The following is an 11,789-nucleotide window of genomic DNA, read 5'->3' as shown; positions in this document are numbered from 1 at the left end:
ATCCACGAACTCAACTGCGACACCCCCGGCTTCCCCGGTGGCGGGGCCGTTCTCGGTGTCTCCCATTTCGTCTGCCGTTGCCTTCTCGTCGAGGCCGACGATCGACTGATCGCCGTCGATACCGGCATCGGGCGCAGGGACATCGAGTCTCCCGGGCAACGGCTCGGGGAGGACTGGCTCTCGCAGGTCAACCCCGCGCTCGACCCCACGGAGACCCTGCTGGCCCACGTCCTGGCTCTGGGCCTGCAACCGCGGGATCTGACCGACGTGATCCTGACCCACCACCACCGAGACCATGTCGGCGGCCTCGCGGACCTCGGCGGCGCAGAAGCGTCGGTCGACCCGGCCGCCCCCACGCCATGCCACGCGCCAGGGGAGGCGCGAGCGGGCGGCGGGACCGGCGTCTAGGACACGCCGGCATTGGGACCGTTCGGCTTGGAAAGCAAGTGCGAACGTGACCTGCCGCTACTGGAGCTTCGCTGGCTCATAGCAGCGCGTTGGGGGCCTCACGCGCGTGCCGGGATCGTTCTCTGGCCGGCCCGGGGCGGGCCCGTCGCAGCACCACGTCGACGCGCAGGGCAGGAGGAACGCCTTGCGCAGAGGTCCGCGCTGCGGTGCCGCCATTGGCGTGCGGGCGCCCTGCCATCCCTGACCTGACCGAGCGGGCGTAGACGCAGCGGACGTGGACGCGGCGGACGCGGTCGCCGACGCCCTCGCGTCCTGCCGGTGAGAACTGGCCGGGCCCGGCCGCATTGGAGGCACGGAATCTTGTACCGCGGGTTGTTGAGCCTCCTCGGCTCCGTGAAAGACCCCGCTGGTTCGGTGGTCGCTCCCTACGACCCGGAACTGCACTATCCGAATCCGTGGCTGGCGCTCAAGGCACCGCGCAACGCGTACACCGACTACCACCATGAGCGGGCCGGCCGGCTGCTGGCGTGGATGGCGCCGCAGGTCGAGCAGGACACCCGAGCGATCGCACGGATGCGGAGGTTCGAGCGGCGGCAGCCGAGCTTCCAGACCGACGGCGGTGAGGTCTACACCCATCGGCTGCCCGACTCACCGACGACGCGGCTGATGTTCCGCGACCTGGCCGGCGTCGAGCGCGTTCTCGTTGAGAACTTCACGCCGAGCATGGAGTACCCCGACGTCTACCCGAACGGCTTTTGGGTGTCTCCGGACACCCGGCATGTCATCTACTCCGATGCCGACCCGGTGCACGAAGGCGGCGCCGTACTGCACATGATGCGGACGGACACCGGTGCCCCGGTCGGCGCGCCGCTGCCCGCCGCGCAGTACCCGTCGGGCTCCTGGATCGACAACCGGCGTTTCGTGTACGCACTGCGGGCGCCCGGCAAGTTCCGTCCCTGGGAGCCCAATTGGTGGCTCTACACGCGTACGCTCGCCGCCGACGGCACCTTCGTCGACGAACCGCTGCCCGGTCCGGAGCGGGCTTCCGGCTCGTCTCGCTACGACGTCGTGCCGGGGCCGCGGCCAGGAACCGTGACGATCCTGTCCTACAGCTTCGTCTTGAACTCGGCGCAGAGCGTGGACGTCGTCGACCTGGACGGCGGTGGCGGGTTCCGCATCCAGCGCGAGGCGGAGAAGACCCTCGCCCGTGTCCGCCCCGGCCCCCGGCAACCGGACGGCACCAGGCGGTTGTTCGTGCTGCGGCTGGACCGCCGCTCACACCATGCCGGGCGGATCGTGGTGGTCGATCCGCCCGCGCGTGCGGGGCGCCGCCCGCGCCGGCGCCAGATCGTCGCGGGGCGACGCGGCGACGTGATCCGCGAGTTCGAGGTGATCAACCGCGGGCCCGACCGTCCGCCGGCACTGGCGTTGTCCATCCGCCGCCACGGCGGTGAGGCCCGGGTGGACATCGTGGAGCTCAAGAAGGCCGCCAAATGGCGGGGAGGACTGAAGGTCGGCCGACGGTGGACCCCCCAACTCGACGGGGCCCAGCCGATCACGAGCCGTCGGCGCCGCGACCGGGTCAAGGGCTGGTACGGCACCATCGCCTCCATGACCGCCACCCGGGGCGACGGCCGCGGCGGCGTGGACATCGAGTACGCCGCCCGCGAGTCCGTGCCCCACCGGCTCTACCGGATGGACAACCTCGACAGGAGCACCGTCCCGCGTGTGGTGGCCGGACCGTCGGCCGAGGCGGCGCGCGCAGCGGGTGTCCCAGCCGTCGACGTCACCCTGCACAGGCCCCGCGTCGGCCTGTTCAGGCGAACCTCCGTGCACGTCGTCCGCCCGCAGGGTATTCCGGCGGGTCGCCCGGTCCCCGAGATGTACACGGCGTACCCGTACTACTTCTTGGGCGGCCACAACCTGAACTTCACCCCCTTCGCCGCGACGGTCCTCGCCAAGGGCATCGCCTGGATCAACCATCCCGTGTTCGGCAGCGGCGCCGGCGGCTTCCACGAAGTAACCGGTGAACGCCGCCACGCACGGCGTCGGGCCCTTGGCGAAATGCGGGCCGCGCTCCGCTATCTCGACCACGTCCCGGGCCTCGCCGGGCGCCGCGAACGCACCGGCTTCTTCCAGTCCGCCGGCGGCATGACCGGCCTGGACGCCTTCCGGCACGCCCCCGAGGGGTTCCGCAACCTGTTCTTCAACCGCACGCTCACCTCGACCCTCAGCCAGGACCGTCCGAACCAGGTCGTGCACATGCGCCTGGACTCGCCGCTCGACCGCCTCGCGGGCTACGCGCAGTCGGGAGGTATCCGTGAAGCGGTCCGCAAGCCCCCGGAGAACGTGGTCTTCACCCTCGGAAGCTCCGACCCGCGCATCCCGGATTACCTGGTGCGCATGACCGCCGCCGCGTTCGACGAGGCACGCGCCCGCTTCTTCGGCGACAAGGGCAAGCAGCCCGGCGGCACCTACGTCATCGAGCAGCAGGGGAGCGGGCATTTCCCCGGCGGAAACGAACAGGCGGTCATCTCCACGGTGGTGGGGTTCCTGGCGGGACGCCACCGGCGCCCTGCCCCGGACGCGAACACGAACCTCGCGCCGGGCCTCCCCGGCGTGAGCACGCCGGCCAACGCCTCCCCGCCACTCTCTCGCGCGGCGACCGCGGTATCTCCCGCGCCCACCCGTCGCACAGCACAATCCGCGGTCGGCCGCCTCGCGTCGCACGGGCTGCAGCCCCTTCAGTCGCTCCGGCGCGCCGTGCCGCAGTTCCTGAGCGCTGTCACCGACCGCCACGGAGACCGACACGCCGACCGACAGATCACCGCTCGCATCGCGGAGATCGAAAGCACGGTACCTCAACTCCTGCGCCAACGAAGCAAACATCTCTGACCCCACGAGACGCTCGCGCGCCGCGCCGTGTGCGGCGTCGCACACTCCGATCCGCACCGCGACGCGCAACGCAGGAGTCTCCCGTGAGCGGCGAATCCCAGCCTGACGACGCCCAGGCTCACGACGTTCGGCCCTACGACGTCGAGGTGCCGCTGCTGCTGGGCAGCGGGACCAGCAACCAGACCTGGACCATCCCGGGGACCGGTGCAGTCCAGCGCTGGCTGACCTCGGAGATCAACGCCCTGGACCTGCGGGTGATCAACGACACCGACGCCCGGGCGGCCCTGGGTCAGGCGTACCCCGGCGCGAACACCTCCGCCCCGACGCCGGGGGGCGAGCCTGTGGCCGCACCGGCGGGCCTACCACGGCTGACGCCCCACGAGCGGGACCCGGTCTCCAGCGAGACCGAGTTCGACTGGCATGTCGGACATCTCATCGACGAGCTCGGCTATGTCAGCCACCACAGTGAGGCCGCCGCTCACACCGTGGCCGACAAGGCACGGCGATCCCTCGAGATCTTAACTGCGCTGCCCGAGGCCGAGGTGCCGTTGCGCTGCGCGGCGGACGCCGGCGACAGCGCGGTGGTGCGCGCCTTCACCATCCGAGTGGCCGAGGTGGTGACCCCGGTGATCGGCGAGCGGCTGGCCCGCAGCTTCCACCTGCCCACACCGCAGCGGCTCCACCGCGAGTTGCCCGCCCCTGGCGAGGACCGCAGCAGCCTCGGGCTGGCGCACGGGGATCCGACCGTCGGGAACTTCATGTGGGCCTTGGGCGAGCCGGTCCTGACCGACTGGGAGTTGGCCCGCCCCGTCCCGCACGTGTCGGCGGCCGCCCACACCCTCGCGGCGTTGGTCACCCGCGCCCCCTACCCACTGCGGCGACACCGGATAAAGGAGTTCGTGGACAAGGTCGCCGGTGCACGCGAGGCGATCGACTCCGGCCTGTACGCCACCTACCACGCGTACGAGGTGGCCCGGGCGCCGTGGGTCGACGTCCTGCGGGGCTTGCGCGGCGAGGTCGACCCCGCACTCGTCCACCGCAACGTCGCCCGCTTCCTCGGCGACAACGCCCCCTCCCCGAAACAGGTCGCGGCCCTGCTGAACGCGCACGCAGGCGGGGCCTTCCCCGTGCCTGCTCTGCCGCGCGCGGCAGCCCGGCACCTGGCCGAACGGCCGCCTGGACCCGAGCGCCCCGACGAGCTGTACTGGGCGGCCAGCGCCCTCCACGCCGAGGTCACCGATGCCGCCGCGGCGGTGATGTCCCCCGAACAGCACCAGCAGTACCGCAGCTTCCTCGCCACCGCCGCTCTCGCCCTGCCTCCCGTTGCGAGATCCGTCCTCGACGTCGGGCGGCAGCTGCGCGAGGCCGGCATGACCGAGGTGACCAGCCACCTGCACTCCGACCGCATGACCTATCGGTTCGGCGCAAGGCACGCACCACCCCCCGCAAGCCAGCAGCCCGAAGCCGACACGGGTCGGCACCTGGAGAAGAGCCTGGGCATGAACCCGAACGCCGACACCTGAGAACCCACACTGTGTCCCGACCACGCCCATGACCGGATCACCCGGAACGCGTTGCCCTCGCGCAACGGTATGGGCTCACTCGGCGGACCAACCGGCCAATCAGGTTCCGGTGGCAGCTCGCCCGGTAAGCCCGGTAAGCCCGGTAAGCCGACAGTCAAGCCCAAGCCGGCGGTGCCCGCGAACATCTACACCGGTAAGAACCCGCCCCGGGCCGCCCCCGAGCCTCCGTCCAAGCCCACCCCGGCGCGGCCGGCGGACAACAGCTGGGACCCGACCAAGGGCACCACCGGCACCGCGCAGGACCCGAAGACGGTCGCGGACAAGTACGGCCAGGACATGTTCAAGAAGGACGTCCCGACCACCAAGTCACCGCAGAGCAACGGCTCCCCGAACCGGCGGCCAGACCAACGCGAACCCAACAGCTGCGGCGTCTCCGAAGAGCCGAACAGCTTCACCGGCGACGTCCGGAACGCGGTAGCGACGGCAGCTTGGGCCCCTGCCGACCGTGTCGGAACCCGAGGTCTGTGACGATGAACCTGCCAGGCGGCTACCCGTGCCGAAGCTCGCCGTTTGACCTTGGGCAGCGATGCTGCCGAACCGGACCGTGCTTCTGAGCGGCGTTAGCTACGGTCGGTCGGAGGCACCTAGACCGTGCCGGTCTTGGAATGTGGTGAGTATGTGCGCCACCGTTTCCGGGGCGGTCAATTGGGGGTAGTGGCCGGCGGCGTCGACCACGGTGGTCGGGAGGTCGGTCGGCGAGACCAGCGGGTCTTGCGCGCCGATGACCAGGTGGACCGGGACGGTGATCTCGTCGAGGAGCCTGCGCAGTTCGGTACGGGAAGCGTGGCCCGCGCGCAGGGCTCGGACCAGGCGCTTGGCCGCGCCTGGGCGCTTGAGGTGGGCGGCTGCGGCTTGGGTCGCGCGGTCGGTGGCGGGCCCGGGCGGGAGTGCCAGGACGCGGGCCAGGCGCGCCGCGTCGGCGCGGCGTAGGGCGAGCGCGGCGAGGGGGGACCGTGCGGTCGGTGACGACGGCCGGAGGAGGAACGAGGGGGCGAGCAAGACCAGTCCGCTGATGTGTTCGGGGTGGTTCGCGGCGTAGCGCAGGGCGGGGCCGGCAGCCAGGGAGTGGGCGACCAGTACCGGGCGGATGGCGACGGGTTCCATGAGGTCGGCGAGCCAGGCGTCGGTCGTGACCTTCCCGGGTGCGGAACGGCCGAGTCCGGGCAGGTCGGCGCCCAGTACCGGGCCCGCGAGGCGGTCGGCGACGTCGGTCCACGAGTCGGTGTCCAGGGGCAGGCCGTGCAGCAAGACGTAGTCCGGACGCCGCCGTTCCCCCGCGACCCAGGTGCGGCTGCCGCCGACCGTATGGAAGCCCGACGGCCGACGCGACGGCGTACCCGCACCGAAGCGAGTCGCCACCAGGTGGTCCGCCCAGGCGCGGAGCGCGTCGGCTACCGGCGGGACGTGTACGCCGGTCGCTTCGGCGAAGGCGTTCGCCGGGCCCGTGGGGTAGCGGTCCGCGGACAGGAAGGACAGCGTTTCGGGGTCGGCCCCGGTCAGCGCTCGGGGCAGCCGCCGGACCAGCCCGACCGGGATGCCGCACCTGGGCGCCAGCACGCCCAGGTGCGCGGCGACCTCAGCGATCAGCTCGGGAAGGTCGGGGGTCGTGTCGTCCAGGATCCAGTACGCCTGACCGGCGGTGTCGGCGTGCTCGGGGAGGTTCGCGAGCACGCCGACGAAGTGGTCGAGGGTGACCACGGGCACGAACACGTCGGAACCGCCGGGCAGCGCGCGGAGTTTGCCGCGCCACAGGTCGGCGACCATGCCGGCCAGGCCGATGTACTGGCCGGGGCCAAGCACCGAGCTGGGGTTGGCGATCGTCAGCGGGACACCCAGTTCCCGGGCACGCTGCCGGACGGCTGCGTCCCCTTCCGCCTTCGACGCCTCGTACGCACCCAACTTGCGGTAGTCCGGCGCCGGACTGTCGGCACCGCTCACCCGGTATCCGCTGACGTGCACCAGCCGCCGCAGGTCCGGCCGCGATGCGGCCCAGTCGACGACGTGCCGCGCTCCGGTGACGTTGGCGGCCTTGGCGTCCGCCGCGCTGAGGCCGAACGCGTAGCGGCCGGCGCTGTTGTAGACGTCCCGCACACGCGGCAGCGCGTCGGACGGTATGCCCAGGCCCGGGACGGTGATGTCGGCGCGGACGAGTTCCAGTCCGCCGGTGTCGATCTGCTGGTCGTCGAGCCATGCGGTGAGGCCTGCCCCGTTGCCGCGCGCCGCGGCCGCCACCCGGCGGCCGCGGCCGAGCAGTTCCGCGACCAGCGAGCGGCCGATGAAGCCGGTGGCCCCGAAGACGATCGTGTCGGACATGACGAGCCCTTCTTTAGACCGGTCTACATATTATTTGGGCATGGGTTCGTGCGCACCTGCATGCGCCGTCCGGCCCGGCGGGCCCGTGAGCCCGGGGTGCAGCAGGTAGATCAGGCCTAGACGGACGAAGCGCAGGGCGGCCCGGCGCGACGCCAGGCGTCTAGATCTAGAGCAGCGCCGGTACGGCCCGCGCGACGCGCTCCAGCGGTTCCCGGCTCCGGTGCACCCGGGCGAGCAGCAGCGCGCCTTCGATGAGGGCGAGGATCACGGTCGCGGTCTCGCCGGGGGTCGGATGGCCGTCGGCGGCCAGGCGGTCCCGCAGGGGTTGTTCCCAGGCCAGGTAGACCTCGGCGCAGACCTCGCGCAGGGCTTCGTTGGCCGACGAGACGTCCAGCGCGACGGTGGCCACGGGGCAGCCCTTGCGCCAGTCCGAACCTTCCAGTCGGTCGCCGAGCGCGTCCAGGAACGCGGTCACCGTGGTCGTGGTGTCCGGGCCGGCGTCCGCCAGTTCGCGTGCCACGGCGCTGATCTCCTGCCCGCCGCGGCGCAGCGACTCGGCGATCAGCTGGTCCTTGCCGCCGGGGAAGTGGAAGTACAGCGACCCCTTCGGCGCGCCGGCCTCCGCCACCACCTGGTTGAGCCCCGCGCCGAAGTACCCGCCGGTCTCGATCAGTTCCTGCGCGGCGTCGAGAAGCCGTCCTCGCGTCTGCAAACCCTTCTGGCCCATGCCGGAAAAATAGACCAGTCTTAATATTCTGGCAAGAGCGTGCGCGATCACGGGACTGCGACAGTCCCGGGGGCAAGTCCGGGCCCGGCGGTCGATGGTCGTCAGCGCCGGGTCGTGGTCCTCCGGGCGCCGCAGCTCGACGACCTGGTCCCGGGTCAGGTCCTCCAGTGCCGGGACCGGGTCGTCGACGCGCACCTGCCCGTCGGCACGCTGAAGGTCGGGGAGCTCGCCGGCAAGCGCTACGTCATGCGGTGTGGTGCGGGCCCCGGCAGGAGTGTCGACTGGATCAACACCGGCCGCACCGATTTCGAGGGCCACACGGTCCGGGATCCGGCGTCGGACCTCACCGTCCACAAGGGCGACCACGGGAACTTCTCCCGGGTGAAGGCGGCGCTGACCGGACAGGTCGGCTGGGCCGGGGACTTCCAGAAGCTGACGGCCACCTTCGAGGCCGTCCCGCAGTTCTGGAACGAGCTCCTGTGGGAGGACGAGGGGCACGAAGGGATCGTCACGGCATTGAGCGTCACCCTCACCCTCACCGGCCCCGACGGGGCGGTCATCTCCTCCGAACCGATCGCCGAGCGGCAGACCGGAACCCGCGCCCGGATCCGGTACACCTTCACCCGCACCTTCACCGGCCTCCCGGTCGGGGAGTGCCGGCTGACCGTGTCCGGCGTGAAGACCGGCGGGTGGCGGACTCGGGTGGGAGGCAAGGACACCGGCAGGGTGGTGATCAACGAGCACGCGGTGACCTGCACGATCGGCTCCCCGTAGCCCCGGTCACCGACCCCCGGGGCGGACGCGCACGAAATCGCACGGCCCGATGGGCGCCCGGCGCCGAGCACGACTCGACCAAGGCCGGGGCCGGTGGACCGGATGAGTGCTCGTCTCGGAACTGCCCCGGTGCATGTCACGGGCCCGGTCGGGGTTGTGACGCCGTCACGTTGCCGTTCGTGGAGGCGTCACGGTGACGGCTCCACGAACGGTGTGGCGGCTACACCGCGCCATCACTCTGGAAGGGGCGGGAGGCCAAGGGCAGATCGATCCAGCGCGTCATCGACCGCCCGGATCGTCAGGTGCACCGCGGTGGCCGGCAGCGGAACGCTCAGGCGTCTGTCGCCAAGGTCATCCCACGGAGCTGGTCGCGGCGACCCATCCGAGGCGGGTGCTTCGTCGTCTTGTGTAGTAGGGAGTTCGAACGGACTGATCCGCGGATCGTCCAGGGGACGGGCGGCCCGTGAGTGGCCTGGGTGTCATGGTCACTTGGTGGGTGCGGGGTCGTCGCCGGTGGCGCGCCAGACGTACTCGGCGATGTCTTGGTTCAGTTGGTAGAGCATCGTCTGAACACTGTCGGCGGTGCAGACAGCGAGGTCGTATTGGCTCTCCTCGCGTGCGAGCTTCCCGCCGCGCGCCCGCACGATCATCTGCAACTCGTGCATGCCCGTGGGGGCGATCTCGCGCAGGCTCGCGAGGAACTCGTCGACATCACTGATCTGGTAACCCAGATGCCGTTGCCTGTCGTAGGGCGAGGTGTCGGTTCACTTGCATCTGTGTCTTGACCAGAAGTGGTGGGTGCAGGCGGCTGAGGAACCACCGGTGCGCGTTGGCCTGCCGCTGCTTCAGCCGGTCGCGGCGGGCCCGTTCGTCCGCCTTCCGGCGCCGCCGCTGCTCCTCCGGTGACACCGCCTCGGCCCGGTTCAGCTCGACCAGCTCGGTGACCGCGTCGAGCACTTCGGCGAGTTGGCCGCGGAGCGCGTCGATCTGCTTCTGCAACTGCTCCACGGTCGCCTTCGCGGGTCGCGGCCGGTTCTCCTCCACGCGGGCCCGGGTGCTCAGCCAGCTCGGCAGCGCACTGGACGCGTACGCGGTGGCCAGCAGCCGCACCGTCTCCTCGGTCGGGATGCCGCCGGTGCCCTTGACCAGGCCGTGCGCGACGCTGTTGGACACCGTCGTCTCGACCGCGACCGCGCGCGAACTCTTGCCCGTGGACCTCAGCAGCGCTCCAAGCGCCGCGACGAACTCCTCCGCGGTGCCCACCCGGTCGAGATCGGTCCACTGCACGCCGTCCCCTCCCCTGCACGCCGTCCGGCGGGTGTCCGCCATGTCCGGAGCGTACGCGGCGGACACCCGCCTGAGCAGGCGAATCCCGGTTCCGGGCGTCCGTTCCCGGTGATCGGTCCGGAGCGCACGGCCCGGACGCGGAAGCCCTCCCACCGTGGTCGCACACCCTCCGGAACCACCGGGGGCCGGGCCCTGCGGGGAGCCGCCGTGACCACCCTGCCCACCACCGCCACCGCGCTCGTCGGCGCGCTGCTCGCCTCGGCCGCGAGGCTGCCCCCGTGGGTCGCGGTGCCCGCCGTCGTCCTCGCCGTCGCCGCGTTCGTGCTGCACCTGGTCATCCGGCACCGCCAGGCCCGCGCCGAACTCGCCGCCGCCGACGACGACCTGGCCGCCGCCCGCGACCAACGCCGCCGCACCGCTCAACTGGAGGACGAGGCCGTCTACGCCGCCCGTGCCATCACCGACCCCGCCCAGCGGGCCGACGTCCTGCTCAGCCCTGTCACCCTGCGCCAAACCCCACGGCCACCGCCCGGCGGACCGCCGTAAGTGCTCGTCTGGGGAACCGTCCGCTGGGATGGCGTCACCGCCGGAACGGCCCCGCGAGGTAGGCGGAGCGGTCCCAGACGAGCACTAAAGGATCGGCGCCGCAGCGACCGCCTGAGGCAACCACCGCCAAATGGGGGCCGCATACGTAGGTGGTCCCGAGAAATCACGGGGACCGCCGCTGGTCAGCGCTCTGCGGGTGACGTGTCCGACGTCGGGCAAACGTTCACTTGAACGTCACCCAAACGTCGCTTCCCAGGAGCGCTGGTCTCAGGGGCTGTCACCTTCCCAGCGCCAGATGCCGTCGGCGTCCGGGGCGTACCAGGACCGGCCCCCTTCGTATGTGCCCAGCTCGCTGATCAGCGCGGTGCCGGGGTCGTCGCCGTCGGTACGGCACCAGGTGTAGGCGGACACGCGAACGTCCCAGCCGCGTACAGGTGAACGCGGCCAGATCAAGTGGGTTCCACCAGACGCCGGGGCTGCTGAGCGGGGCAGTTGGTGGGAGGTGGCTCGCTGGGATCGGGGTCCGCGTCGGTGGGTGGCTCTGGGCGCCTCCCAGGGCTGCTGGAGCATCGTGCGGTGAGTTGTCCCGTCCGTCGCCTGCTCGGTATCCCCATAGCTCGGGAACGTGTCGAGTTAATCGTTCGGGGCTGGTTGCCGTCGCGCGTGGACTGGAGGCACGGCAGCGCGACGACCTGCCGTTGACCGACCAGCGCCGCCCCGGAGCGCCTTCATCAGCCGTCAACCGTCGGCGGAGCGTGTGAGGATCTCGCCGTGATCAGGCAGGGCAACTCTCCCGACGTACTCCATTCCCACCGCATCCGCCTCGGTGCCGACCCAATCCGTGAGATACGACTCCGGACACAACGCGTAGCACCCGAAATCCGTATCGAGCCACCGCACCGGGACCTCCCAACCCCACAGACAGCCCCCGAATGCTCATCAGCCCATCGGAGGATGCGTCGTTCATGCTGGAGCGGCTTCTCAGGGTGTGAACGCCCACATGCGGCAGGGAGCGTCATGCGAACCGGACAACGGCACAAGGACGTGGCCTGACGACTGGGGACGTTCACCCGTATGTCGCTGGGGACTTCCACGAGTACGCGGACACCAGGCTTGTTCACCGTCCATTGGCCCGCCGTGCAGTTCGACCCAGGCCCATGTCCCGGTGCCGGCCTCGTCCGTGGGCTCCATGGCTCCAGCCTGCGCCGCCCCGTCTCGGCCCCGGGGCGGACTTCCGCGGACTCGCCCTGGGCCGC

11 protein-coding genes are annotated in these 11,789 nt (G+C 71.2%); 6 read left to right on the top strand and 5 right to left on the bottom strand.

Annotation, left to right across the window (positions count from 1 at the left end; all coding sequences use genetic code 11):
- From AB0C36_RS41065 to AB0C36_RS41050, 4 genes are all read left to right on the top strand, one after another.
- Positions 1-408 (top strand): MBL fold metallo-hydrolase (locus AB0C36_RS41065; protein ID WP_358364386.1); only part of this gene is annotated, 408 nt, incomplete at its 5' end.
- Between the two features lie 393 nt (positions 409-801).
- Positions 802-3,303 (top strand): hypothetical protein, encoded by a 2,502-nt coding sequence (locus AB0C36_RS41060; RefSeq protein ID WP_358364384.1) that lies wholly within the window; start codon positions 802-804, stop codon positions 3,301-3,303.
- Between the two features lie 83 nt (positions 3,304-3,386).
- Positions 3,387-4,826, top strand: a complete 1,440-nt coding sequence (locus AB0C36_RS41055) for a BUD32 family EKC/KEOPS complex subunit (RefSeq protein ID WP_358364382.1) — start codon at positions 3,387-3,389, stop codon at positions 4,824-4,826.
- A 171-nt stretch (positions 4,827-4,997) separates the two neighbouring features.
- Positions 4,998-5,354: a hypothetical protein gene (locus AB0C36_RS41050; RefSeq protein ID WP_358364379.1), complete on the top strand. Its 357-nt coding sequence runs from the start codon at positions 4,998-5,000 to the stop codon at positions 5,352-5,354.
- Between the two features lie 96 nt (positions 5,355-5,450).
- On the opposite strand, the gene AB0C36_RS41045 is transcribed toward AB0C36_RS41050, so the two are convergent.
- Entirely contained in the window at positions 5,451-7,199 is a 1,749-nt protein-coding gene (locus AB0C36_RS41045; RefSeq protein WP_358364376.1) for an alpha/beta fold hydrolase, read from the bottom strand.
- A gap of 166 nt (positions 7,200-7,365) precedes the next feature.
- A complete protein-coding gene (locus AB0C36_RS41040) occupies positions 7,366-7,926 on the bottom strand; it encodes a TetR/AcrR family transcriptional regulator (RefSeq protein ID WP_358364374.1) in 561 nt (186 codons plus the stop codon).
- Between the two features lie 114 nt (positions 7,927-8,040).
- Between AB0C36_RS41040 and AB0C36_RS41035 the strand changes: the two genes are divergently transcribed.
- Positions 8,041-8,700 carry a hypothetical protein gene (locus AB0C36_RS41035; RefSeq protein WP_358364371.1) on the top strand — a complete coding sequence of 220 codons (660 nt, stop codon included), beginning with the start codon at positions 8,041-8,043 and terminating at the stop codon, positions 8,698-8,700.
- 485 nt (positions 8,701-9,185) lie between these two features.
- On the opposite strand, the gene AB0C36_RS41030 is transcribed toward AB0C36_RS41035, so the two are convergent.
- Together AB0C36_RS41030 and AB0C36_RS41025 are read right to left on the bottom strand one after the other, a co-directional pair.
- A complete protein-coding gene (locus tag AB0C36_RS41030; RefSeq protein ID WP_358364369.1) occupies positions 9,186-9,365 on the bottom strand; it encodes a hypothetical protein in 180 nt (59 codons plus the stop codon).
- A gap of 46 nt (positions 9,366-9,411) precedes the next feature.
- Entirely contained in the window at positions 9,412-10,029 is a 618-nt protein-coding gene (locus tag AB0C36_RS41025; RefSeq protein WP_358364366.1) for a hypothetical protein, read from the bottom strand.
- Between the two features lie 165 nt (positions 10,030-10,194).
- Between AB0C36_RS41025 and AB0C36_RS41020 the strand changes: the two genes are divergently transcribed.
- Positions 10,195-10,533, top strand: a complete 339-nt coding sequence (locus tag AB0C36_RS41020; RefSeq protein WP_358364365.1) for a hypothetical protein — start codon at positions 10,195-10,197, stop codon at positions 10,531-10,533.
- A gap of 267 nt (positions 10,534-10,800) precedes the next feature.
- On the opposite strand, the gene AB0C36_RS41015 is transcribed toward AB0C36_RS41020, so the two are convergent.
- Complete coding sequence (locus AB0C36_RS41015; RefSeq protein ID WP_358364363.1) at positions 10,801-10,944, bottom strand: hypothetical protein; 144 nt, start codon at positions 10,942-10,944, stop codon at positions 10,801-10,803.
- Positions 10,945-11,789 lie beyond the last annotated feature (845 nt).

This window comes from Streptodolium elevatio (assembly GCF_040649515.1).
Taxonomy (GTDB): Bacteria; Actinomycetota; Actinomycetes; order Streptomycetales; family Streptomycetaceae; genus Yinghuangia; species Yinghuangia elevatio.
Note: the sequence above shows the minus strand (reverse complement) of the source record. Positions and strands in the feature narration are given on the sequence as shown.